Source organism: Bacillus sp. YBsi01, from assembly GCF_038406745.1.
Taxonomy (GTDB): Bacteria; Bacillota; Bacilli; order Bacillales; family Bacillaceae; genus Bacillus; species Bacillus siamensis.
On record NZ_CP151679.1, the window covers coordinates 2002134 to 2025626 of the forward strand.

At 48.1% G+C, this 23493-nt stretch carries 20 protein-coding genes, 21 tRNA genes and 3 rRNA genes; 7 read left to right on the plus strand and 37 right to left on the minus strand.

Going from position 1 to position 23493, the window contains the following annotated elements; genetic code table 11:
• Window position 1: 1 nt before the first annotated feature.
• The 3 genes from ytkD to AADZ70_RS09890 all read right to left on the minus strand — a co-directional run bounded on the left by ytkD (window position 2) and on the right by AADZ70_RS09890 (window position 1603).
• Entirely contained in the window at window positions 2-481 is a 480-nt protein-coding gene (gene ytkD, locus AADZ70_RS09880; RefSeq protein WP_016938479.1) for an RNA deprotection pyrophosphohydrolase, read from the minus strand.
• A gap of 132 nt (window positions 482-613) precedes the next feature.
• A complete protein-coding gene (locus tag AADZ70_RS09885; RefSeq protein ID WP_016938478.1) occupies window positions 614-1018 on the minus strand; it encodes a holin family protein in 405 nt (134 codons plus the stop codon).
• A gap of 147 nt (window positions 1019-1165) precedes the next feature.
• Window positions 1166-1603: a Dps family protein gene (locus tag AADZ70_RS09890; protein ID WP_016938477.1), complete on the minus strand. Its 438-nt coding sequence runs from the start codon at window positions 1601-1603 to the stop codon at window positions 1166-1168.
• 124 nt (window positions 1604-1727) lie between these two features.
• Between AADZ70_RS09890 and ytzI the strand changes: the two genes are divergently transcribed.
• A complete protein-coding gene (ytzI, locus tag AADZ70_RS09895; RefSeq protein WP_016938476.1) occupies window positions 1728-1877 on the plus strand; it encodes a YtzI protein in 150 nt (49 codons plus the stop codon).
• On the opposite strand, the gene AADZ70_RS09900 is transcribed toward ytzI, so the two are convergent.
• Both AADZ70_RS09900 and AADZ70_RS09905 read right to left on the minus strand, forming a co-directional pair.
• A complete protein-coding gene (locus AADZ70_RS09900) occupies window positions 1874-2317 on the minus strand; it encodes a FixH family protein (RefSeq protein WP_016938475.1) in 444 nt (147 codons plus the stop codon). The two genes, ytzI and AADZ70_RS09900, sit on opposite strands and share 4 nt — an antisense overlap.
• Before the next feature lie 114 nt (window positions 2318-2431).
• On the minus strand, window positions 2432-2905 hold the full coding sequence (locus AADZ70_RS09905; protein WP_003152237.1) for an S-ribosylhomocysteine lyase: 474 nt from the start codon (window positions 2903-2905) through the stop codon (window positions 2432-2434).
• Between the two features lie 125 nt (window positions 2906-3030).
• Here AADZ70_RS09905 and yidD point away from each other — a divergent pair, with 125 nt between their 5' ends.
• Window positions 3031-3258, plus strand: coding sequence for a membrane protein insertion efficiency factor YidD (gene yidD / locus AADZ70_RS09910; RefSeq protein WP_016938474.1), 228 nt, complete (start codon window positions 3031-3033; stop codon window positions 3256-3258).
• Here the strand turns inward: yidD and AADZ70_RS09915 are convergent.
• The gene (locus tag AADZ70_RS09915) at window positions 3255-3824 is read right to left on the minus strand and encodes a carbonic anhydrase (RefSeq protein ID WP_016938473.1); all 570 of its coding nucleotides are present in this window, start codon (window positions 3822-3824) and stop codon (window positions 3255-3257) included. The genes yidD and AADZ70_RS09915 overlap by 4 nt on opposite strands.
• Window positions 3825-3950: 126 nt before the next feature.
• Window positions 3951-4199 (minus strand): type B 50S ribosomal protein L31, encoded by a 249-nt coding sequence (locus AADZ70_RS09920; RefSeq protein WP_003152229.1) that lies wholly within the window; start codon window positions 4197-4199, stop codon window positions 3951-3953.
• A 195-nt stretch (window positions 4200-4394) separates the two neighbouring features.
• Here AADZ70_RS09920 and AADZ70_RS09925 point away from each other — a divergent pair, with 195 nt between their 5' ends.
• Genes AADZ70_RS09925 through AADZ70_RS09935 form a run of 3 tightly spaced genes read left to right on the plus strand, consistent with a single transcriptional unit; the run spans window position 4395 to window position 7008 of the window.
• Window positions 4395-5726, plus strand: a complete 1332-nt coding sequence (locus tag AADZ70_RS09925; RefSeq protein WP_029575342.1) for a cytochrome ubiquinol oxidase subunit I — start codon at window positions 4395-4397, stop codon at window positions 5724-5726.
• A gap of 21 nt (window positions 5727-5747) precedes the next feature.
• Window positions 5748-6788 carry a cytochrome d ubiquinol oxidase subunit II gene (locus AADZ70_RS09930; RefSeq protein WP_016938470.1) on the plus strand — a complete coding sequence of 347 codons (1041 nt, stop codon included), beginning with the start codon at window positions 5748-5750 and terminating at the stop codon, window positions 6786-6788.
• 58 nt (window positions 6789-6846) lie between these two features.
• A complete protein-coding gene (locus AADZ70_RS09935; RefSeq protein ID WP_016938469.1) occupies window positions 6847-7008 on the plus strand; it encodes a DUF1540 domain-containing protein in 162 nt (53 codons plus the stop codon).
• A gap of 325 nt (window positions 7009-7333) precedes the next feature.
• Here the strand turns inward: AADZ70_RS09935 and menC are convergent, their stop codons facing one another.
• From menC to AADZ70_RS09965, 6 genes are all read right to left on the minus strand, one after another.
• Window positions 7334-8449, minus strand: a complete 1116-nt coding sequence (menC, locus tag AADZ70_RS09940; RefSeq protein WP_342006980.1) for an o-succinylbenzoate synthase — start codon at window positions 8447-8449, stop codon at window positions 7334-7336.
• A complete protein-coding gene (locus AADZ70_RS09945) occupies window positions 8446-9909 on the minus strand; it encodes an o-succinylbenzoate--CoA ligase (protein WP_342006981.1) in 1464 nt (487 codons plus the stop codon). The genes menC and AADZ70_RS09945 overlap by 4 nt, the downstream gene beginning before the upstream one ends.
• An 87-nt stretch (window positions 9910-9996) precedes the next feature.
• Window positions 9997-10815 (minus strand): 1,4-dihydroxy-2-naphthoyl-CoA synthase, encoded by an 819-nt coding sequence (gene menB / locus AADZ70_RS09950; RefSeq protein ID WP_016938465.1) that lies wholly within the window; start codon window positions 10813-10815, stop codon window positions 9997-9999.
• Between the two features lie 58 nt (window positions 10816-10873).
• Window positions 10874-11698 carry a 2-succinyl-6-hydroxy-2,4-cyclohexadiene-1-carboxylate synthase gene (gene menH / locus AADZ70_RS09955; protein ID WP_342006982.1) on the minus strand — a complete coding sequence of 275 codons (825 nt, stop codon included), beginning with the start codon at window positions 11696-11698 and terminating at the stop codon, window positions 10874-10876.
• A complete protein-coding gene (gene menD / locus AADZ70_RS09960; protein WP_342006983.1) occupies window positions 11686-13422 on the minus strand; it encodes a 2-succinyl-5-enolpyruvyl-6-hydroxy-3-cyclohexene-1-carboxylic-acid synthase in 1737 nt (578 codons plus the stop codon). Before menD ends, menH begins: the two co-directional genes overlap by 13 nt.
• Window positions 13419-14834, minus strand: coding sequence for an isochorismate synthase MenF (locus AADZ70_RS09965; protein WP_045926396.1), 1416 nt, complete (start codon window positions 14832-14834; stop codon window positions 13419-13421). Before AADZ70_RS09965 ends, menD begins: the two co-directional genes overlap by 4 nt.
• A 284-nt stretch (window positions 14835-15118) precedes the next feature.
• On the opposite strand from AADZ70_RS09965, the gene AADZ70_RS09970 reads away from it, so the two are divergent.
• Together AADZ70_RS09970 and AADZ70_RS09975 are read left to right on the plus strand one after the other, a co-directional pair.
• A complete protein-coding gene (locus AADZ70_RS09970; RefSeq protein WP_016938461.1) occupies window positions 15119-15838 on the plus strand; it encodes a TraR/DksA C4-type zinc finger protein in 720 nt (239 codons plus the stop codon).
• A gap of 133 nt (window positions 15839-15971) precedes the next feature.
• Window positions 15972-16442 carry a tryptophan-rich sensory protein gene (locus tag AADZ70_RS09975; protein WP_016938460.1) on the plus strand — a complete coding sequence of 157 codons (471 nt, stop codon included), beginning with the start codon at window positions 15972-15974 and terminating at the stop codon, window positions 16440-16442.
• 35 nt (window positions 16443-16477) lie between these two features.
• On the opposite strand, the gene AADZ70_RS09980 is transcribed toward AADZ70_RS09975, so the two are convergent.
• From AADZ70_RS09980 to AADZ70_RS10095, 24 genes are all read right to left on the minus strand, one after another.
• Window positions 16478-16549 (minus strand) — tRNA-Glu (locus tag AADZ70_RS09980).
• Between the two features lie 3 nt (window positions 16550-16552).
• Window positions 16553-16643 (minus strand) — tRNA-Ser (locus AADZ70_RS09985).
• A gap of 3 nt (window positions 16644-16646) precedes the next feature.
• Window positions 16647-16721: transfer RNA gene (locus AADZ70_RS09990), tRNA-Asn, on the minus strand.
• A 9-nt stretch (window positions 16722-16730) separates the two neighbouring features.
• Window positions 16731-16807 (minus strand) — tRNA-Ile (locus AADZ70_RS09995).
• Between the two features lie 15 nt (window positions 16808-16822).
• Window positions 16823-16896: transfer RNA gene (locus AADZ70_RS10000), tRNA-Gly, on the minus strand.
• A gap of 7 nt (window positions 16897-16903) precedes the next feature.
• Window positions 16904-16979: transfer RNA gene (locus AADZ70_RS10005), tRNA-His, on the minus strand.
• Between the two features lie 21 nt (window positions 16980-17000).
• Window positions 17001-17076, minus strand: a tRNA-Phe gene (locus tag AADZ70_RS10010).
• A 12-nt stretch (window positions 17077-17088) separates the two neighbouring features.
• Window positions 17089-17165 (minus strand) — tRNA-Asp (locus tag AADZ70_RS10015).
• A gap of 5 nt (window positions 17166-17170) precedes the next feature.
• Window positions 17171-17247, minus strand: a tRNA-Met gene (locus AADZ70_RS10020).
• 19 nt (window positions 17248-17266) lie between these two features.
• A tRNA-Ser gene (locus tag AADZ70_RS10025) sits at window positions 17267-17359 on the minus strand.
• A 7-nt stretch (window positions 17360-17366) separates the two neighbouring features.
• Window positions 17367-17443, minus strand: a tRNA-Ile gene (locus AADZ70_RS10030).
• Between the two features lie 2 nt (window positions 17444-17445).
• Window positions 17446-17522: transfer RNA gene (locus AADZ70_RS10035), tRNA-Met, on the minus strand.
• Between the two features lie 20 nt (window positions 17523-17542).
• Window positions 17543-17615, minus strand: a tRNA-Ala gene (locus AADZ70_RS10040).
• Window positions 17616-17619: 4 nt separating this feature from the next.
• Window positions 17620-17696 (minus strand) — tRNA-Pro (locus AADZ70_RS10045).
• Between the two features lie 18 nt (window positions 17697-17714).
• A tRNA-Arg gene (locus AADZ70_RS10050) sits at window positions 17715-17791 on the minus strand.
• A 9-nt stretch (window positions 17792-17800) separates the two neighbouring features.
• Window positions 17801-17886: transfer RNA gene (locus AADZ70_RS10055), tRNA-Leu, on the minus strand.
• Between the two features lie 19 nt (window positions 17887-17905).
• A tRNA-Gly gene (locus tag AADZ70_RS10060) sits at window positions 17906-17980 on the minus strand.
• 9 nt (window positions 17981-17989) lie between these two features.
• Window positions 17990-18073, minus strand: a tRNA-Leu gene (locus AADZ70_RS10065).
• Between the two features lie 12 nt (window positions 18074-18085).
• A tRNA-Lys gene (locus tag AADZ70_RS10070) sits at window positions 18086-18161 on the minus strand.
• A 37-nt stretch (window positions 18162-18198) separates the two neighbouring features.
• Window positions 18199-18274 (minus strand) — tRNA-Thr (locus AADZ70_RS10075).
• Between the two features lie 29 nt (window positions 18275-18303).
• Window positions 18304-18379 (minus strand) — tRNA-Val (locus AADZ70_RS10080).
• A 23-nt stretch (window positions 18380-18402) separates the two neighbouring features.
• A 5S ribosomal RNA gene (rrf, locus tag AADZ70_RS10085) occupies window positions 18403-18518 on the minus strand.
• 51 nt (window positions 18519-18569) lie between these two features.
• Window positions 18570-21491 (minus strand): 23S ribosomal RNA (locus AADZ70_RS10090).
• Window positions 21492-21665: 174 nt separating this feature from the next.
• Window positions 21666-23215, minus strand: a 16S ribosomal RNA gene (locus AADZ70_RS10095).
• The 16S, 23S and 5S rRNA genes sit together here with 21 tRNA genes alongside, the layout of an rRNA operon.
• Window positions 23216-23493 lie beyond the last annotated feature (278 nt).

The window sequence follows — 23493 nt, forward strand, 5'->3', positions numbered from 1 at the left end:
TTTATGATTGAAATACGCCGTCCTCTTTCAGCTTTTTCAGGCTGATCGGAAGCACTGAATCTTTCATGATGAAACTGAACTTTTTATTTCTCGGGAGATTCTCCGGCAGTTCGCTGAACAGCACTGGCCCCTTCGTTTCAAAATAATCAGCCTGTTTTTCAAGCCTTTCAATATCGGCAAAATATATATTCTTAATGATTATCTTTTCCCTGCCGAGAACTTTATACTGTCCGACGTACTGAAGGTGTCTTACCGCAGCGCCGGTTTCTTCTTTCACCTCGCGCAGGGCCGCTTCCTCCGCACATTCCATCGGCTCCACTTTTCCGCCCGGAAATTCAAACCCCCGGTCTTCATGCTCAGTCAAAAGCCATTTATCGCCATATCGGCATATGACCCATACGTGCTTCGGGCTGTCTGAAAAAGGCTGGTGTTCAAAGGAGAGCTGAACAGTATTCTGATAATAGTCTTTAAACTCGTACATGTTTATCCCTCTAATCCGTTCCTTCATATCTTCCATACATCATACCACAGTTGCGTTTGTTCGGAAGCCCTTTATCAAAAATTCAGAGGAAAACCATCATACCCGCTAGTATAGCCTCGTTTGAAGCAAATGTTACGGTTTGCGCTTGAATTTATTTTTCAAGGCGTCCAAAAGATCGACGAGCACCTGCGGAACCGGGATGCCCAGTGAGCTTGCCGTGATCACAATCTGTACCGATTCGTATAAGATATAAAACATGATAGCCAAATTACGGATAGCGCCTTCGGTATAAAGCAGCTGATCAAAAAAATGGCAAACTGAGACTAATGCCAGGGTCACAATTTTTTTGACCAGCCGCGCAAAAAGCCTTTTGGGGCTCAGCTGATGCAAAAGAGACTCTTTTAAGCTTGTACTGATAAATTCGATCGCCATGACCGATAGCAAAATCAGAAACGAATACTGAAAACCGCCAAAGAAAAATCCCGCTGCCGACACAATCACTGCAAAAAACGAAAAGATGCCAAAGTCTCTGCCCATTTGATCCAACATCCTTTCACAGAAACGGCCTTACATTATTCTATGAAAAGTGAACGGAACGGTCTGGATTTTTCAGAAAAATGGACAACATCTTCGGCAGCCAAATAAAAGACCGGACGCTCTAAAGCCCCGGTCTTCCCTTGTTAATTATCCTAAATACGCTTTCAGCATCCAGTTATGTTTTTCGATATTCTGGTGAATGGCCAGCAGCATATCGCCGGTCGTTTCATCCCCGACCTCATCTGCGAGATCCATTCCGCTTTTCAGCTCTTCTGCAATGACAGTGAAATCATCATAAACGTTCTGTACCATTTGTTCTGCGCTCTCATTGCCTTCCGCTTCTTTTATAGAAGCAGTCTTCAATGATTCCGTCATGGTGCCGATCGGCTTGCCGTTTAATGCCAGCAGACGCTCTGCAAGGTCATCAATATATGTAGCCGTTTCGTTATACAGCTCTTCGAATTTCTCATGCAATGTGAAAAAGTCCTTCCCTTTGACGTACCAATGATAGTTATGTAATTTCACATACATGACCGTCCAGTTTGCAACTTGTTTATTAACTGCTTCCAATAGTTTTTCTGACATGCCAATCTTCCTCCTTTGGTTTACTATTGATATACCCTATATATCGTGTGTTAAAACATAAATTTTTAGCCCTTGGTTTTCCAGATGGAAAATATGTTATCATTTGTTAAAAAGGAGGGATTTCATGCTGCTTCTACTGAGTCTCGGCTTTCTTATCGTGCTTGCCGTGCTGCTTTTATCCATCTGGTCGACGGTAAGAGCCTATAACGTAAAGCATACGATCGATCCGCCGCAGGACGCATCAAACGGATTGACGGATAAAAACAAGCCTTAATGATGTTGCGCCTTTTCCTCACGGCCGGAGGAATCATCGGCAGCTTCAGCATCCCCGACACGCACTTTTACAGTCGGCATATTGTGCTGCTGTTTTGCCGTTACGTGGGATTGAACGGTATATACACCTTCTTTATCGAATTCAGTCCGCAGATAATACGCCCCTTTTTCCTCCTTGGCCTTGCTTGTTTTGCCGCTGCCTTTTTTTCCTTCTTTCCATACTTCAAACATGACTTCATCCGCATCCGTGACCCGCTTACCGCCGTAAAAAACTTCCGCCTTGTATTCTGCTTTTTCATGCGGCTCTGCCGTTTCCGGTCCGGTAAGCTTGACTTCAAGCGCTTTCGGCTCTTCATCCGCGGAGGTTTTGTCCGCATTGCCTCCGCAAGAAGATAAAAGAAATACCATACCGCACATACCCGCCAATACAGCCCGTTTCATTCCATCACTCCTTCATGTTTGCTTCTATTTTAGCAAACGCTTACACATAAGGTGTGACATTTTTTAGAAATATGTAAAAAAGCCTTTTTGCATGACAGCAAAAAGGCCTGTTTTTTATCCGAACACTTTGAGCAAATCTTCTTTATCCTGTGACAGCCAGAAACGCATCAGGCGTTTCGCGCCTTCCAAATCATGAAGTTTCGCCTGGCCGCACTGTTTTTCGTTGGCTGCCGGGATCTCCGTAATATCGATGGCTTCTTTCAGCGTAGCGTCAAGCAGGTCGACAATTTCTTCCGCTGTCGGCTCGCCGCTCACAACTAGATAATAGCCTGTCTGGCAGCCCATCGGTGAAATATCTATGATGTCGAAGTGATCGTATTTCTCAGAATGTGTGCGAATCGTAAACGCAAGCAAGTGCTCAAGCGTATGAATCGTATCCGGCTTCATCGCCTGTTTGTTCGGCTGACAGAAGCGGATGTCAAACTTATTCACGACGCCGTCTGTTCCGACTTTATGCACCCCGCAATGTCTTACATACGGAGCCACAACCGCATTATGGTCAAGCTCAAAGCTTTCTACTGAAGGCATAATAGCACTCCCTTTTTTTCAGAATATGCATCCATTATAACACAGTTTTCCGATAAGAATTGCGGCGGAAGCTTTTCAATCTGAAATTTTTTTTCTATACTGGCATTAGAAAGGTGGTTTTTTTGATGAAAACCATAATGATTGCGTTAATCCGCGGATACCAGAAGTTCATCTCTCCGCTGACGCCGCCGTCATGCCGCTTCTATCCGACATGTTCTCAGTACGGAATCGAAGCCGTCAGGACTCACGGCGCATTAAAAGGCGGATGGCTGACCTTGAAGCGAATCTTAAAGTGCCATCCGTTTCATCCGGGCGGGGTTGATCCCGTACCGGAAAAAAAACAAAAGCATTAGTCCATATGCTGGTAGCCGTCGATCACCAGATCAAGTTTACCGGTTTCAGGATCAATCACCAGACCGTGCACCGGCACATTGTCAGGGAAAAGCGGATGGTGTTTAATGACGTTTACGCTGTCTGTCACACTCGCTTCTACAGAATCAAAGCTTTTCAGCCATTGATCAAGATCAACACCTGAGTGCTTCAGCATGTCAATCCGCTCTTTCGGAATACCGCGGTCAATAATTTTACCGAGCATATCCTCGCTGTTGATTTTGCTCATGCCGCAATCATGATGGCCGATCACGCAGACTTCATCAGCGTTTAATTCATATACGGCCACTAAAAGGCTGCGCATGATGCTTCCGAACGGGTGGGCGACAAGCGCGCCGGCACTTTTAATTATTTTCACATCGCCGTTTCGCATGTTCATCGCGTGAGGAAGCAATTCAACAAGGCGTGTGTCCATGCAGGACAAAATCGCCATCTTTTTATCCGGGAATTTAGATGTTTGGTATTTTTCATAATCTTTGTTTTTAGTGAACTGCTCATTAAAATTCATGATATCGTTTAGAAGACTCATCTTGGTGTTTCCTTTCTGTCTTTTTATTCACAATATAACACAAGGCGGGCCATTTCGTCACTACCCGCACCTGATCCCAAAGTAACAGACGGCCCAATAAATAAGACAAACCCCCTCGGGCTTGTCTTATTTTCCCATATTGTATTTTTTGTTGAACTGTTCGACTCTCCCGCCTTTTTCGTTGAACTTTTGGCGGCCTGTATAAAACGGATGCGTATCTGAGCTGACTTCTACTTTAATCAGCGGATATGTTTTTCCGTCCTCCCACTCTGCCGTTTCCTCTGACGTTTTCGTTGAATGGCTTAAAAATCGGTAGCCGCTGTTCACATCTTGAAAAATCACTTGATGGTTATCCGGATGAATATCTTTTTTCATGCTGATCTCCCTTTCTTAAATCGTAATAATTACGTTTTATTCTAAACCTTAAATAGGCGCTTGTCAATCATATATGCCCTGATCCCTTGATTTCTAAACCCTGCCCATATATGGAATCAGAAGAATAATCTAATGGCTTCAGCAAATAATATAACCACATTACATAAAACGGTAATAAGAAAGGCGGTTTATGACGTGGATGATTTAGTGTTAGCCAGAAGCCTGTTCGGGACAACCATGGGCTTTCATATTATTTTTGCGACGCTTGGTGTCGGCTTGCCTCTGATGATTTTAATGGCTGAATTAATTTATCAAAAAACCAAAGATCCTCATTATGCCATTATGGCGAAAAGGTGGACAAAGGCGCAGGCGGTTCTGCTCGGCGTGGCGATACCGACCGGAACGATCGCGGGTACACAGCTTGCTCTTTTGTGGCCCGGATTTATGGAAGTCATCGGCAGAGTGATGTCACTCCCGTTTCAAATTGAAATTTATGCTTTCTTTATCGAAGCGCTGTTTATGTCCATTTATGTCTATGCCGCTGACCGGCTGACTCCGGCGATGCGCATCATTGCGGTTATTTTCGTTTTGATCGGCGCCGCGGCATCTGCCGTCTTAATCACAAATGTTCACGCATTTGAAGGAACGCCGGCCGGCTTTAAAATTTTAAACGGCAAAATCACTGACGTCGAACCGTGGGCCGCATTTTTTAATCCAAGCTTTTTCACCACCGCGGGCCATGTCGTTCTGACGGCTTTCATGACCGGTGCATTTATCGTCGCCTCAGTAGCAGCTTATAAAATGCTGAGAACGAGAAAACAGGAGCAGATATACCGGTTTCACCGAAAAGCGCTGCTGCTCGCTTTAACGATCGGCGGAATCTTTTCCATTATTGCTTCTTTAAACGGACACGAATCTGCCCAGCTTCTTTACGAATACCAGCCTGAAAAGCTTGCGGGCGCAGAAGGGCTGTTCGAAACAAGATCACACGCTCCGCTTGCGATCGGCGGTTTTACCGATCCAAAAGAAGAAAAAGTAAAATGGGCGATAGAAGTGCCGTGGGCTTTAAGCTTTTTGGCTGCAAACAGCTTTGATACCGTCGTTAAAGGGTTGAACGCGTTTCCGAAAGACGAGTGGCCGCCTTTATTCATCCATACTCTGTTTAACGGAATGGTCGGCATCGGAATGCTGCTCATTTTATACTCCATCATCGGCATCGTATGGAGAAAAATCTTAAAGAAAGACAGCTTTCCGACTTGGCTTTTGATTTTATTTTTAACAGCAGGACCGCTCAGTCTGATCGGAATTGAATTCGGGTGGATATTCGCTTGTACGGGACGGCAGCCATGGGTGATTTATCATCTGCTGAAAACATCAGATGTCGTCACCACAACCGGTTCAATCGGCTTGCTGTTCATCCTGTTTACGGTGGTTTACGCCATTTTGGCGGCCGCAGTCATTTATGTGCTGCTTTATTATTTCCGCAAACATCCCGTTGAGGAGGATGTAAAAGCGGCGGAATCTTAACAAAGAAAGGGCTGAATTGAAATGGACATTACCATGGACGCTCTCATCGCGATATCAATCGTATGGGGCTTCGTGTTTATCTACGCGGTCATGGCAACGATGGACTTCGGAGCCGGCTTTTGGTCGATGATTTATTTAAATAAAGAACAAACAAAGGCGACAAACATCGCCAACCGTTATTTGTCCCCGACATGGGAAGTGACCAATGTCTTTATCGTCGCAATCGTTGTCGCCCTTTTCAGCTTCTTTCCCGGGGCAACCTTCGTGCTGGGGACCGTTTTATTGATTCCGGGGAGTATCATTCTGCTGCTTTTAGCGATCCGCAGCGGCTTTCTCGTCTTCTCCAATACGGCGAAGGAAAGAAAAATCATGAGATATATCTCCGGAATTTCAGGCTTCATTATTCCTGCCGTGCTGATTTTGGTCCTTCCGGTCACACACGGGGGATTTATCGACAAGACGGGCGGAGTGTATCACTTAAATTTGGCAAATGTCTTTACAAGCCCAAATGCGTATGCGTTTATCGGCTTTGCCATTTTAAGCACCTTGTTTTTATCTTCGCTGCTTCTGGCTGACTTTTCAAATGTTGCGGAAGAGGAGCATGCGTACCGCATCTACAGACGGAGCTCTTTAATAACAGGGCCGCTGTCACTTCTTTTTGCCATCTTCATTATGGTGACATTACGCTCTGAAGCCGGCTGGCTGTATACGGGGATGATGAAAGACAAGACATGGCTCATCCTGTCTGTCATTACATTTATTATTGCGGGCGCGGCCCTGTTTCTGCCGAATAAACGCTTCGGCCAGAACATCGGCAAACCGAGAATCGCCATGATCGCCATTGCGCTGCAATATTTCCTGGCAAGCTATGCGTACGGACGGGCCCACCTTCCTTATATGATTTATCCCGATATTACGGTCATGTCTGGGTTTACGGAGCCGGCAACCTTCAAGGCGCTGTTTATGACGTATATCGTCGCTTTCATTATTTTGTTTCCCGGGTTTTATTTCTTCTGGAAGCTCTTTATGAAAGACAGACGTTATATCCGCCAAGAGGAATAACAGAAATCAGAGCGGTTCATACTAATGGCGTACCTTTTATCATGGAGGGAGAGTCAGCATGGATCATCAAAAAATACTGTGTGAAGTCAATAACTGCTCTTATTGGGGCAAAGGAAACAAATGCACGGCCGACGCGATTTATGTTGTCAGCCATACAGGCGAAACCGCTGAAAAAAGTGAAGAAACCGATTGCAAAACCTTTAAACCGTATGATTTATAAAAAAAGAGCTGTTTTTATACAGCTCTTTTTCATTTCCGCGCCGATGAGAAGCACGGCAGAAACGGCAAATTTGCGGCGGCAGACGGTACAATCCGTATCGCATTGTCATGACATGCACAGAATTTTTTATCAAAATGTACATGTTTGCCTCAGCCAGAAAACGACGAGAACGATGTTAAGCTGAGACTGTTTGAAAAAAATTATCGCATTCGCCTGCCAAAAAAACCGGCTTTTTCAGCCGGTTCAAACGGGGAAGGGGTGATGTTGAACAGTTTTAATATAACAGCAGCTTACAGTGTACTCAACTTGCTGAAATAAAGTTTTATCAGCTGTTTGTTGTGAAAACGTCCATTTGGGTGACGTATTTTCTCATTACTTCCTGATTCACGCTGACACCCAGTCCAGGATCGTCCGGAACAGAGATAAATCCCTCTTCGATACGGATGTCAGGAGTAACGATATCCTCCTCCCAGTATCGGTCTGATGAGGAAATGTCACCCGGTATCGTAAATTGCGGCAGCGAAGCAAGCGCGACTGTCTGCGCTCTCGAAATGCCGGTCTCGAACATTCCGCCGCACCATACCGGCATGTGATGCTCTCTGCATAAATCATGTATTTTTAAAGCTTCTGTCAGGCCTCCTACACGCGCCGGTTTTATGTTAATGATTTTACAGCTTCCAAGCTCAATCGCCCGCCTCGCGTCATCAAATGAGCATATACTTTCATCAAGACATATCGCCGTTCTCAAATGTTTTTGCAGGTGGCGGTGATCGACAATATCATCTGCCTGAAGCGGCTGTTCTATCATCATTAATTGGAATTCATCCAATTCTTTCAGCCTGCTGATGTCTTTCAGTTCATATGCCGAGTTGGCATCTGCCATCAGCGGTAAGTTCGGGAAACGGCTGCGGATGGCTCTGACCAAATCAACGTCACGGCCGGGCTGAATTTTTATTTTTATACGTTGATAACCTTCTTTTAAATATTGCTCAATTTCCCGAAGCATCACATCATCCGAAGCAAGACCCACTACGACCCCGGCGGGCACTTTATCTCTTTTGCCCCCTAAGGCTTCTGCGAGAGATATCCCCTTTTTCTTGGCATATAGATCCCACACGGCTGATTCGAGCCCCGCTTTTGCCATGCGGTTTCCTTTGAAACGCGCGAGACTGTCAGGCACTTCTGACGGATGGAAAAACTCGCGGCCTACGATATTTGGGATGAAAAAATCTCTCAGCATATGCGCGCATGTCTGAATCGTTTCTTCTGTATACCAAGGAGAAGAAAACGCCGATACCTCCCCCCAGCCGGTTCTGCCGGTTTCATCGATCGCCTCCACGATCAAAAATTTGCGGTCCTGCAGCGTTTCAATACTTGTTTTAAACGGTTTTTTCAGCCTCATACTTACATGATAAAGGGTGATTTTTTCAATCTTAATCATGACAATTCTCCTTTACGAAGCTCATTCAGCCGATGTCTCATCAGTTTATTGGACGCGTTCCGCGGGAGCTCGTCAACCGCGAAAAAAGCAGCCGGTACTTTATATTTTGCAAGGCGTTCACGGCAAAAGGCGGCCAGCTCTTCTGCACTGACAGAAGAAGTCAGCACGAGAAAGGCATGCGGCACTTTCCCCCACTTTGGATCTTCGGCTCCTGAAACACCTGCTTCCGCTACAGCCGGATGGGCAAGCAGCGCCGCTTCCACTTCAGCCGGATAGATGTTCTCTCCGCCTGAAATGATGAGATCCGACCGTCTGTCCAGCACATATAAAAACCCTTCGTCATCTAAATAACCAAGATCGCCCGTTTTAAACCAGCCATTATGAAAAGCGGCCTGATTCGCTTCATCACGATGATAGTAGCCTTTCATCACATTCGGGCCTTTTACCGTGATTTCACCGTGTTCAAACGGCGCACAGCGATTTCCTTCTTTTTCAATTCTGATCTCGCATGAAAACAGCGGTTTACCGGCCGAGCCGAGCTTTTCCATGCTGAATTCAGGTGACAGCGTGACAATCTGTGAGCAGGTTTCGGTCAAGCCGTAAGACTGGAAGACCGGAAATTGCTTTCTTCGGCATTCTTCAAGGAGCGGCAGCGGGGCCGGCCCTCCGCCAAGCAGAATGCACCGCAATGATTCCGGACATTGTTCGGTTTCTGAAAGCAGGCCTGAAAGCATTGTCTGCACCGCTGATATGATCGTGACCCGGTGTGAGCTGATGCTGGCAAGCACATCAGTAACTGAAAATTTTCGGTGCAGCACGACGGGCATACCGTAAATGACCGACTTAAACAGTGCAGACAGACCGCTGATATGAAACAGCGGCAGCGCAATAAGCCAGCGGTCCCGCTCCGTGACCCCCAGATTCAGCGCAGACGATACAGCGCTGGAATAATGGTTTCCGAAAGTCTGCTGCACCCCCTTCGGTCTTCCCGTTGTTCCTGACGTATACATAAGAGTCGCCGTATCATCAAGTGTTACATAAGCTTCCGGCTCCATGTCACCCGCCTTTTCAGCTTGCAGCTCGTCCACATCTGCGACAGCGACTGCAGATTCATAATCTTCGCGGCAAAAACCGTCTTCCGTCAATAAAAGCTTCGCCTCTGAATCTTCGAGCTGAAACAGCCGTTCTTGTTTTGAGAGCTTCGTATTTAACAGCACCGCTTCCGCTCCTAATAAGAAGCAGGCGTGAACGGCATAAATCATTTCTGGGCGGTTAGAAAGCAAAATTGCAACACGGTCTCCTTTTTTAAGCTTGCAGTATTCGGACAGCCGCGCGGCCATTTGTTCAGAAGCATGATACAATTCTCTGAATGTCATCTGTTTGTTTTCAAATATGAGAGCGATTCTCTCAGGTGTCAGCTGAGCCCTTTGAATGAGCCAATTTGGCTGTTCTGTCAGCATGTTATCATCTCCGAGGTAAAAGTACTGTGTTTGAAAAGAAAACAGCTTGGACCAGAGCGGCTCAAGCTGTTTCGTAGTGTCATCTGATCACGGAAAACGAGGGAACTGACCGAAATCCGGACTGCGTTTTTCTTTAAAGGAATCGCGGCCTTCTTTCGCTTCGTCTGTCGTGTAATAAAGAAGTGTTGCATCTCCCGCAAATTGCTGAATTCCGGCGAGGCCGTCTGTATCTGCGTTAAATGCCGCTTTAAGGAAACGAAGGGCTGTAGGGCTTTTCTCAAGCATTTCCTCACACCATTTAATGGTTTCCTCTTCAAGTTTCTCTAATGGGACAACCGTATTGACAAGACCCATGTCGAGCGCTTCCTGCGCATTGTATTGACGGCACAGATACCAGATTTCACGGGCTTTCTTATGTCCGACGATACGCGCCAGGTAGCCTGAACCGTAACCGGCATCAAAGCTTCCCACTTTCGGTCCGGTCTGACCGAAAATCGCGTTATCAGCCGCAATCGTTAAATCACAGACGATATGAAGCACATGGCCTCCGCCGATCGCGTAACCTGAAACCATTGCTACAACCGGTTTAGGAATCACGCGGATTAAACGCTGAAGATCAAGCACGTTCAGACGCGGGATCTGATCGTCTCCGACATATCCGCCGTGACCGCGGACTTTTTGGTCTCCGCCTGAACAGAATGCTTTATCTCCCGCTCCCGCAAGAACGATGACACCAATATTAGAGTCATCACGCGCACAAGCAAATGCGTCAATCATTTCTGATACCGTCTTAGGAGTAAATGCGTTATGTACCTCCGGGCGGTTAATTGTTATTTTTGCAATACCGTTATACGTCTCGTACAAGATTTCATCGTACTGACGTTCAGTTTTCCATTCTGCAGCCATTGATATGACCTCCTTCATTTTTGCCTGAGTCCGGCCGAAAAGCTATTTTCTATATGCTTTACAAGCCGTATAAAAACTCACTTACTATCTTACCAAAAATTCGCGGCTGTTCCACATGTACCGTGTGCCCCGCCTGTTTGACAACCTCTATTTTACTTGATGGGAGCAGGTTATGCACCTTTTGATTAATCACGCAAAACTTTTCGTCCCATTCACCGCATATAAGCAGAACGGGCGCCTTGATGCGGTCTAATGCATCCCACCAGGAAGGCTGCGAGCCCGTCCCCATTCCGAGCAGACTGCCTGCAAGTCCGGACGGATTATTTTTCAGCCTGCCGGCACGGATGGACGCCTTTACGCTGTCCGGCAGAGAAAGCTGCGTGGCAAACAACGGAATGCCCTCCCAATAATCGACAAACGATGTGATGCCTTCCTTCAATATAAAGTCCGCAAGCTTCCGGTCTGACTGAATCCGCTTTTTGCGTTCCTGAAGCGTGCTGAGACCCGGAGTGGAGCTTTCCAAAACAAGCGCTGACACCCGATGCGGAAATGCCTGTGCAAAGGAATACGCAAGTCTTCCCCCCATAGAATAACCAATAAGTTTCACTTTGTGAAGTTTTAATTGATCAAAAACGGCGGCAAGGTCCGCAACCTGCCGGCTCGTACTGTACCTTGCCGCTTGCACAGGCGCGTCTGTCTCCCCGTGACCCAGGCAGTCAATCATCACCATTCGCTCGCTGGGAAACATCTCGCGCAGAAACATCCATGATTCTTTACTGCCCGTAAATCCGTGCAGGCAAACAATTACTTCAGACGAGCGGTCACCGGTATCATTCACCCGGTAGCACACTCCGTCAGCCATTTTGACAGTTACAGTCTCCATTCTTTTTTCACTTCCCGCACTGCGGCCTGCAGCAGATCGCGATGGAATTGAACTCTTGATGTCCGATCTGTTTTCAGCTCGATAATATGAAGTCCGGGCTTGTCCGCCTGCGGCTGATACGCATCCTTAAATGCTTCCCATGTCTCAGGGCAAGTATACGTCCCGCCATACAATGCTGCGGCATGCTTGAAATCAAGGCCCGTCGGCGTACCGAACAGTTCTTCAAAATGAGTTTTATCAGATGCCTGCGGCAAAAATGAGAAAATCCCGCCGCCATCATTGTTTATTAAAATAACCGTAAGCGGAATTCCAAGTTTTTTAGCCGCTAACAGCCCGTTTAAATCATGGTAAAACGATAAATCTCCAATCACAAGCGTGACGGGAGCTTCTGTTCCCTCACATACGCCCATAGCCGAGGAAACAACTCCGTCAATTCCGTTAGCACCGCGGTTGGCATAGACGCGGAAGGAACGATCTTGCTTTTCAAAGAAAGTATCCACATCGCGAATCGGCATGCTGTTGCCGACAAAAATCGAACTGTCTTCAGGAACAAGGTGCTGAAGGTGACGATATACATTTCCTTCGAATGACAAGTTATCCATGCCCGCATGCTGTAAATGGCCGCGGAACCGTTCATTGACAAACTGCCATTTCTCCAGCCATTCGGATAGCCGTCTTCCCGTTTCAACTGAACGGACCGCTTCCAAAAACACCGACGGATGGCAATGAATCATATGCGCGCCGGCCTGAGTGGGATCTCTCCACCCTCCGTCTTCATCGACGATAAACTGCTCAATGGCAGGATCATCCCTGAGCCATACAAAGAGCGGTTTGGAAACCGGCATCGGACCGAAGCGAATCACAGCTTCCGGACGCAGCACTTCTTTTATCTCCTCATCTCTTAAGAACGAGTCATAAGCATCAATGATCAGCGCCTTATCATGCTTTCCGTTTCGCAGATTTGAAAGCGGATCAGCCAAAATCGGGAATTGAAGTATCTCGGCAAGCGCGAGGATCTGCTGTTTTTCTGCTTCACCGTGAATTTCGCCGCAGACGATCATACCCTTTTCGGTATTCGCAAGACGCTCTGTAATATGACGCAGTGAGGCCGGATCGGCAGACTGAATCCCTGTTGTGACAGAGACATGCCGATCTGCTCTCATTCTTTCAAAAGGCCGGGCTGACAAATCAGGCATCAAAGGCTCCCTGAGCGGCACATTGACATGCACCGGTCCCATTGGCTGCTTTCCCGCTTCACTTGCGGCTCTGTCGGCCAAAGTTCTGATATAACTCAGCATTTGAGGATTTTCCTCGGGAAGAGCCGAGTCTGTGAAAAACTTAACAAAGTTACCGAACAGAAAATGCTGGTTAATCGCCTGAGGCGCCCCTACTTCCCTTAATTCATGGGGCCGGTCAGCAGTCAGGACAATGAGAGGCACTCTTGAATAATGAGCCTCAATCACGGCCGGATAGAAGTTAGCCGCTGCCGTTCCTGACGTACAAATCAGCATGACCGGACGCTGGCGGGCTTTTGCAAGACCGAGTGCGAAAAAACCTGCGGATCGTTCATCAATTTGTATATGGACTTGAATATCCGGGTGGGCCGCTGCCAAAACCGCCAGCGGAGTCGACCTCGATCCGGGACAAACGACCGCGTCGGTTACACCACAAAGAGCGAATTCATCAATAAAGCTTCCGATATAATGTGTAATCGGGTTTGTCAAAGCCTTTCACCTCCTAAAGCAGAGATCATCGGCTTTAGTTTAATTTGTGTTTCTTCATATTCTGATTGCGGATCTGAATCTTCAACAATGCCGCAGCCTGCAAAAAGGCGCGCCCTTTTGTCTTCAATCAATCCTGATCGGATGGCCACGACAAATTCTCCGTTTTCCCTGCCGTCCATCCAGCCGATCGGCGCCGCGTACCACCCGCGTGTCATCGGTTCAATTTCAGCAATAACATCAACAGCTTTCTGCTGGGGCGCTCCGCCCAATGCCGGTGTGGGATGCAGCTTTTCAATTAAATCAAACAGCGAAGCAGACGTTTTAAGACGGCCGGTGATCGGCGTATATAGATGCTGCACACTTTTTGTTTTATATAATTGCGGACCTGCAGGCTTTTTCACACCACTGCAGCTCGATAAAAAAGCATCGTTTATCATTTGAACCACAAAATCATGCTCCGCCAGGTTTTTTTCGTCATGCAGCAATTCTTCGCCGAGAACGTCATCTTCTTCCTGACTTTCTCCGCGCTTAATTGAACCTGCCAGACAAGAGGACATGACGTCTTTGCCGGATTTTTTGATCAGCCGTTCCGGTGAAGCGCCGACAAAGCATTTATTTCCCTGCTCAATCGCAAAAACATAGCTTGTCGTTTGGTCCGTCAAAAGCTTGCGGACAACGCTCTCCGCCGGAATTGGCCCGTCATATGACAAAACGACTTCCCTTGCCAGCACGACTTTATCATATTGATTTGCTTTCATATCATTTGTTGCTGTTTTAATGGCGTCAAGCCAGTTTTCTACATCAAGTTCTTCCGCTTTTGTTAAATCAGGATATTCCTCATACGTCATTGAAGAAACTGTAAAAGCTTCAGAAAAAGATTTCAGACGTTTCAGCACATCTTCTGCCTGATTGCCGTCTGCCGCCCATTGATTGACGGTTAAATAATCACCATCCGCCGTCTTTGTCAGCATGAGTGAGGGAATAAAAAACAGTCCTTCTTCGAACCCATCCCATTCGTCTCCTCTTTCTTCAGCGGGATTAAATGAAAAACCGCCGAATAAGACAGGGCCGACCGCGGTTTGCGCCGCCTCTTCTTCTTCATGAATATGATAAGCCGTCTTTTTAAAGCGCTCCCATTGTTCAAAAACGTCTTGATAACGTTTTTCGTTTTTTTCATTCGATTGGAACAGCGCTTCTGTGCCAAGACCGACTATTGTTAATTCACTACCGGGTTCTGACCAAAAAAATCGTTTGCCTTTATATTTTTTTGCTCCGTCTTTGAAAAATGATAGAGGGTCTAAAGACGCAATACGTCTTGAATAGCTCAATAAGACAGCATGGTTGACTTGTTTGGCTTTATGTAATGCATGATCTGCTTCCTCTCGGAACGTATGCTGCACCGTTGTCACCATGAGACATTCCTCCATAATCCGTTAAATGCTTTTAATACAATACACCTGTGATGACTTTGTGTCAAACACACAGATTTGCGCACGACAAAATGCCTGCATTTCTTATTATAAACCTTTTTGCGCAAATGAATAAAGAAACAAACTTGAATTTTCTTTCCCCACTCTCGGCAATCACTGTATCCTTTACTTTACTGTGGGAAAACGACCATTTTTATCCACCATTTTTCTGCACAAAAACGTTCATACTAACAGTCATAAGCATCACATAGAAACGAGGGAATGATGTGCTTACAAACGAACAGATCACACACTTGAAAAAAGAGCTCGAAGAAGCCAAACATGATATCTTAAGTCGTTTTAAAGAGAATGACCAATTTCAATTAACAGATGAATTCCCGTATCAGTCATCCGGCGAATTGTCTTCCTATGACAATCATCCCGGCGATCAGGCGACTGAATTATACGAGCGTGAAAAAGATCTGGCGCTCCTCGACCATGAACGGGAGCACCTTCGCGACATTGATTACTCCTTGAAACAAATTGAAAACGGCACATACGGTATTTGTGAAGTCAGCGGCAAAGAAATCCCTTATGACAGACTGGAAGCTCTGCCGACGGCTACCACCTTGGCGGAATATTCCTCTCAGGATGCCGTTTCTAAAGACAGGCCGATTGAAGAGGAAACACCGTTCGGACAGTTTGAATTTGATGATGATGAATCAATACGGCCGCCTTACGATAGTGAAGACTCATATCAGGATGTAGAGGAATACGGAAACTCAGAAACACCTCAAGATTTAGAGGTTCCGCCTCTCAGCTACAACGATATGACAATGAACTCAGAAGAAAACATCGGCTATGTTGAGGATTATGAAAATTTTATCGCCACAGATATTACCGGAAAAAACATTTCCGTGTATCCAAGCAGAGACCACGAAAAATATGAACAGGAACTGGATGAAGAAGGAATTATGACGACTTTCGGCGATCTTCATGCTGACTAAAACCCCGGTAAGCCGGGGTTTTTACATTTGTTGCATTTTTGCAATGGAAACTCATACACTTATTGATGCATAGCTCTCAAAAAGGTTTGACCTTTCTAAAATCGGGAATGACATTGAACAATGGAGGGAAGAGATGAAAAAGAAGTATATCGGTGCGATCATTGTATTTATCATTACATATGCCTTGTTTTCCTTAGCGGGGTTTCTCTTTCCCGTAGATCGGGAATGGTACGACGCGCTTCAAAAACCTGACTGGACGCCGAGCGGATCAGTAATAGGCATCATATGGGCGGTTTTGTTTGCACTTATCTCCCTGTCAGCAGCCTTGGTATACGTAAAGCTTTCATGTAAAGAATCCAAAGCTTTCTGGGTGATGCTTCTCATCAATTATATCGTGAATCAAGGATTCAGCTTTTTTCAATTCACACAGAAAAATTTGCTTGCTGCATCTATCGATTGCCTGCTTGTAGCCGTTACAACACTCATTTTATTGATGATTGCCAGTAAATACAGCAAAGCTTCAGCCTGGCTTTTGGTTCCTTATTTATTATGGAGCGCTTTTGCCACATACCTGTCTTTTACCATTTACAATATGAACTCATAATAAAAAACCTTGCATAGTATGCAAGGTTTTTTTAATGACCCGTACGGGATTCGAACCCGTGTTACCGCCGTGAAAGGGCGGTGTCTTAACCGCTTGACCAACGGGCCTTATGGCGGAGAAGGAGGGATTTGAACCCTCGCGCCGCTTACACGACCTACACCCTTAGCAGGGGCGCCTCTTCAGCCACTTGAGTACTTCTCCATATGGCTCCACAGGCAGGATTCGAACCTGCGACCGATCGGTTAACAGCCGATAGCTCTACCACTGAGCTACTGTGGAAAATTATCATGGTGGGCCTGAGTGGACTCGAACCACCGACCTCACGCTTATCAGGCGTGCGCTCTAACCAGCTGAGCTACAGGCCCACGACAATATAAAAATGGAGCGGGTGATGGGAATCGAACCCACGACATCAGCTTGGAAGGCTGAGGTTTTACCACTAAACTACACCCGCATTTGTTTGGGGCGATTGATGGGAATCGAACCCACGAGTGCCAGAGCCACAATCTGGTGCGTTAACCACTTCGCCACAACCGCCAAAACAATATTAAATTAAAATGGTGGCTCGGGACGGAATCGAACCGCCGACACACGGATTTTCAGTCCGTTGCTCTACCAACTGAGCTACCGAGCCTTTTTATATAAATGGCGGTCCGGACGGGACTCGAACCCGCGACCTCCTGCGTGACAGGCAGGCATTCTAACCAACTGAACTACCGGACCATTTTTGGTTGCGGGGGCAGGATTTGAACCTGCGACCTTCGGGTTATGAGCCCGACGAGCTACCGAACTGCTCCACCCCGCGATGATGATTAAATTAGATATGGCGGAGGAAGAGGGATTCGAACCCCCGCGGGCTTTGACACCCCTGTCGGTTTTCAAGACCGATCCCTTCAGCCAGACTTGGGTATTCCTCCGTATAAGTGGTGGACCTTGTAGGACTCGAACCTACGACCGGACGGTTATGAGCCGTCTGCTCTAACCAACTGAGCTAAAGGTCCAATGGTAGCGGCGGAGGGGATCGAACCCCCGACCTCACGGGTATGAACCGTACGCTCTAGCCAGCTGAGCTACACCGCCAAAAAACAATTAAAATCAAGTGGAGCCTAGCGGGATCGAACCGCTGACCTCCTGCGTGCAAAGCAGGCGCTCTCCCAGCTGAGCTAAGGCCCCAAAGTGGTCGGGAAGACAGGATTCGAACCTGCGACCCCATGGTCCCAAACCATGTGCTCTACCAAGCTGAGCTACTTCCCGATTTTTCAAAAGTATGTATGGCGCGCCCGAGAGGAGTCGAACCCCTAACCTTTTGATCCGTAGTCAAACGCTCTATCCAATTGAGCTACGGGCGCAACAATAAGTGCCGAGGGCCGGACTTGAACCGGCACGGTAGTCACCTACCGCAGGATTTTAAGTCCTGTGTGTCTGCCAATTCCACCACCCCGGCATGGATGGTATAGTTTAGTTGGAGCGGAAGACGGGATTCGAACCCGCGACCCCCACCTTGGCAAGGTGATGTTCTACCACTGAACTACTTCCGCGTTTGGCAATGCGGATGAAGGGACTTGAACCCCCACGTCTGTAAAGACACTAGAGCCTGATTCTAGCGCGTCTGCCAATTCCGCCACATCCGCAAGAAAAAAACATGGTGAGCCATGAAGGACTCGAACCTTCGACCCTCTGATTAAAAGTCAGATGCTCTACCAACTGAGCTAATGGCTCTTTTTACAAGAGACTTATATAGTATAACATATAAAAGTGGTGCCGGCAAGAGGACTTGAACCCCCAACCTACTGATTACAAGTCAGTTGCTCTACCAATTGAGCTACACCGGCCTAATACGCCAACTTATGTATGATAGAAATGGTGGAGGATGACGGGCTCGAACCGCCGACCCTCTGCTTGTAAGGCAGATGCTCTCCCAGCTGAGCTAATCCTCCGTATATTACACTTACGTGTAATGGCTTGGCGGCGTCCTACTCTCACAGGGGGAAACCCCCGACTACCATCGGCGCTGAAGAGCTTAACTTCCGTGTTCGGCATGGGAACGGGTGTGACCTCTTCGCTATCGCCACCAAACCATTGAGAGTGTTCTCTCAAAACTAGATAACAGTAAGCATACATTCAAAAATGGTTAAGTCCTCGATCGATTAGTATCTGTCAGCTCCATGTGTCGCCACACTTCCACCTCAGACCTATCAACCTGATCATCTTTCAGGGATCTTACTTCCTTGCGGAATGGGAAATCTCATCTTGAGGGGGGCTTCATGCTTAGATGCTTTCAGCACTTATCCCGTCCGCACATAGCTACCCAGCGATGCCCTTGGCAGAACAACTGGTACACCAGCGGTGCGTCCATCCCGGTCCTCTCGTACTAAGGACAGCTCCTCTCAAATTTCCTGCGCCCGCGACGGATAGGGACCGAACTGTCTCACGACGTTCTGAACCCAGCTCGCGTACCGCTTTAATGGGCGAACAGCCCAACCCTTGGGACCGACTACAGCCCCAGGATGCGATGAGCCGACATCGAGGTGCCAAACCTCCCCGTCGATGTGGACTCTTGGGGGAGATAAGCCTGTTATCCCCGGGGTAGCTTTTATCCGTTGAGCGATGGCCCTTCCATGCGGAACCACCGGATCACTAAGCCCGACTTTCGTCCCTGCTCGACTTGTAGGTCTCGCAGTCAAGCTCCCTTGTGCCTTTACACTCTGCGAATGATTTCCAACCATTCTGAGGGAACCTTTGGGCGCCTCCGTTACCTTTTAGGAGGCGACCGCCCCAGTCAAACTGCCCACCTGACACTGTCTCCCCGCCCGATAAGGGCGGCGGGTTAGAAGGTCAATACAGCCAGGGTAGTATCCCACCGATGCCTCCACCGAAGCTGGCGCTCCGGTTTCCAAGGCTCCTACCTATCCTGTACAAGCTGTACCAACATTCAATATCAGGCTGCAGTAAAGCTCCACGGGGTCTTTCCGTCCTGTCGCGGGTAACCTGCATCTTCACAGGTACTATAATTTCACCGAGTCTCTCGTTGAGACAGTGCCCAGATCGTTGCGCCTTTCGTGCGGGTCGGAACTTACCCGACAAGGAATTTCGCTACCTTAGGACCGTTATAGTTACGGCCGCCGTTTACTGGGGCTTCAATTCGCACCTTCGCTTACGCTAAGCGCTCCTCTTAACCTTCCAGCACCGGGCAGGCGTCAGCCCCTATACTTCGCCTTACGGCTTCGCAGAGACCTGTGTTTTTGCTAAACAGTCGCCTGGGCCTATTCACTGCGGCTCTCTCGGGCTTGCACCCTAACAGAGCACCCCTTCTCCCGAAGTTACGGGGTCATTTTGCCGAGTTCCTTAACGAGAGTTCTCTCGATCACCTTAGGATTCTCTCCTCGCCTACCTGTGTCGGTTTGCGGTACGGGCACCTCTCACCTCGCTAGAGGCTTTTCTTGGCAGTGTGGAATCAGGAACTTCGCTACTATAATTCGCTCGCCATCACAGCTCAGCCTTCACGGGAAACGGATTTGCCTATTTCCCAGCCTAACTGCTTGGACGCGGATATCCAATACCGCGCTTACCCTATCCTCCTGCGTCCCCCCATTGCTCAAATGGTGAGGAGGTGGTACAGGAATATCAACCTGTTATCCATCGCCTACGCCTTTCGGCCTCGGCTTAGGTCCCGACTAACCCTGAGCGGACGAGCCTTCCTCAGGAAACCTTAGGCATTCGGTGGAGGGGATTCTCACCCCTCTTTCGCTACTCATACCGGCATTCTCACTTCTAAGCGCTCCACAAGTCCTTCCGGTCTTGCTTCACAGCCCTTAGAACGCTCTCCTACCACTGTTCGAAGAACAGTCCGCAGCTTCGGTGATACGTTTAGCCCCGGTACATTTTCGGCGCAGAGTCACTCGACCAGTGAGCTATTACGCACTCTTTAAATGGTGGCTGCTTCTAAGCCAACATCCTGGTTGTCTAAGCAACTCCACATCCTTTTCCACTTAACGTATACTTTGGGACCTTAGCTGGCGGTCTGGGCTGTTTCCCTTTCGACTACGGATCTTATCACTCGCAGTCTGACTCCCAAGGATAAGTCATCGGCATTCGGAGTTTGACTGAATTCGGTAACCCGGTAGGGGCCCCTAGTCCAATCAGTGCTCTACCTCCGAGACTCTTACCTTGAGGCTAGCCCTAAAGCTATTTCGGAGAGAACCAGCTATCTCCAGGTTCGATTGGCATTTCACCCCTACCCACACCTCATCCCCGCACTTTTCAACGTGCGTGGGTTCGGGCCTCCATTCAGTGTTACCTGAACTTCACCCTGGACATGGGTAGATCACCTGGTTTCGGGTCTACGACCACGTACTCCTATTCAGACTCGCTTTCGCTGCGGCTCCGCATCTTCTGCTTAACCTTGCACGGGATCGTAACTCGCCGGTTCATTCTACAAAAGGCACGCCATCACCCGTTAACGGGCTCTGACTACTTGTAGGCACACGGTTTCAGGATCTATTTCACTCCCCTTCCGGGGTGCTTTTCACCTTTCCCTCACGGTACTGGTTCACTATCGGTCACTAGGGAGTATTTAGCCTTGGGAGATGGTCCTCCCGGATTCCGACGGAATTTCACGTGTTCCGCCGTACTCAGGATCCACTCTGGAGAGAACGAAGTTTTGACTACAGGGCTGTTACCTCCTATGGCGGGCCTTTCCAGACCTCTTCATCTACCTCGTTCCTTTGTAACTCCGTACAGAGTGTCCTACAACCCCAAGAGGCAAGCCTCTTGGTTTGGGCTGATCCCGTTTCGCTCGCCGCTACTCAGGGAATCGCATTTGCTTTCTCTTCCTCCGGGTACTTAGATGTTTCAGTTCCCCGGGTCTGCCTTCTCATATCCTATGTATTCAGATATGGATACCACTCCATTACGAGTGGTGGGTTTCCCCATTCGGAAATCTCCGGATCAAAGCTTGCTTACAGCTCCCCGAAGCATATCGGTGTTCGTCCCGTCCTTCATCGGCTCCTAGTGCCAAGGCATCCACCGTGCGCCCTTTCTAACTTAACCGTTAAAAAGAATCACTACGTGATATCTTGCATTACAATTGAATGTGAATTACTTCTGTTATCTAGTTTTCAAAGAACATTATCTCGAAGAATCGAATGATCCTTCAAAACTAAACAAGACAGGGAACGTTCTGTTTATAAGACCCAAGGTCTTATATTCCGTTAAAATCCTTAGAAAGGAGGTGATCCAGCCGCACCTTCCGATACGGCTACCTTGTTACGACTTCACCCCAATCATCTGTCCCACCTTCGGCGGCTGGCTCCATAAAGGTTACCTCACCGACTTCGGGTGTTACAAACTCTCGTGGTGTGACGGGCGGTGTGTACAAGGCCCGGGAACGTATTCACCGCGGCATGCTGATCCGCGATTACTAGCGATTCCAGCTTCACGCAGTCGAGTTGCAGACTGCGATCCGAACTGAGAACAGATTTGTGGGATTGGCTTAACCTCGCGGTTTCGCTGCCCTTTGTTCTGCCCATTGTAGCACGTGTGTAGCCCAGGTCATAAGGGGCATGATGATTTGACGTCATCCCCACCTTCCTCCGGTTTGTCACCGGCAGTCACCTTAGAGTGCCCAACTGAATGCTGGCAACTAAGATCAAGGGTTGCGCTCGTTGCGGGACTTAACCCAACATCTCACGACACGAGCTGACGACAACCATGCACCACCTGTCACTCTGCCCCCGAAGGGGACGTCCTATCTCTAGGATTGTCAGAGGATGTCAAGACCTGGTAAGGTTCTTCGCGTTGCTTCGAATTAAACCACATGCTCCACCGCTTGTGCGGGCCCCCGTCAATTCCTTTGAGTTTCAGTCTTGCGACCGTACTCCCCAGGCGGAGTGCTTAATGCGTTAGCTGCAGCACTAAGGGGCGGAAACCCCCTAACACTTAGCACTCATCGTTTACGGCGTGGACTACCAGGGTATCTAATCCTGTTCGCTCCCCACGCTTTCGCTCCTCAGCGTCAGTTACAGACCAGAGAGTCGCCTTCGCCACTGGTGTTCCTCCACATCTCTACGCATTTCACCGCTACACGTGGAATTCCACTCTCCTCTTCTGCACTCAAGTTCCCCAGTTTCCAATGACCCTCCCCGGTTGAGCCGGGGGCTTTCACATCAGACTTAAGAAACCGCCTGCGAGCCCTTTACGCCCAATAATTCCGGACAACGCTTGCCACCTACGTATTACCGCGGCTGCTGGCACGTAGTTAGCCGTGGCTTTCTGGTTAGGTACCGTCAAGGTGCCGCCCTATTTGAACGGCACTTGTTCTTCCCTAACAACAGAGCTTTACGATCCGAAAACCTTCATCACTCACGCGGCGTTGCTCCGTCAGACTTTCGTCCATTGCGGAAGATTCCCTACTGCTGCCTCCCGTAGGAGTCTGGGCCGTGTCTCAGTCCCAGTGTGGCCGATCACCCTCTCAGGTCGGCTACGCATCGTCGCCTTGGTGAGCCGTTACCTCACCAACTAGCTAATGCGCCGCGGGTCCATCTGTAAGTGGTAGCCGAAGCCACCTTTTATGTCTGAACCATGCGGTTCAAACAAGCATCCGGTATTAGCCCCGGTTTCCCGGAGTTATCCCAGTCTTACAGGCAGGTTACCCACGTGTTACTCACCCGTCCGCCGCTAACATCAGGGAGCAAGCTCCCATCTGTCCGCTCGACTTGCATGTATTAGGCACGCCGCCAGCGTTCGTCCTGAGCCAGGATCAAACTCTCCGATAAACGGATCACAGACTAAGTTCACTGCATCCTGCAGTAACGTCTGTGTGATCTGCATCATGCAGACCTTAGTTTGACTGACTACGCACATCACTGTGCGATTTATTTAAAACTTTGAATTAACAGGTACGTTTTGTCTTGTTTAGTTTTCAAAGATCATTACCGCTTGTCGAAGCAGCTTTATTATCTTACCACTCAGCCTCTTTTATGTCAACAACTTTTTCCAAGTCGTTTTCGAAGCTTTTTGTTGTTGTCTGCTGTTCATCAGCGACGTTTAATAA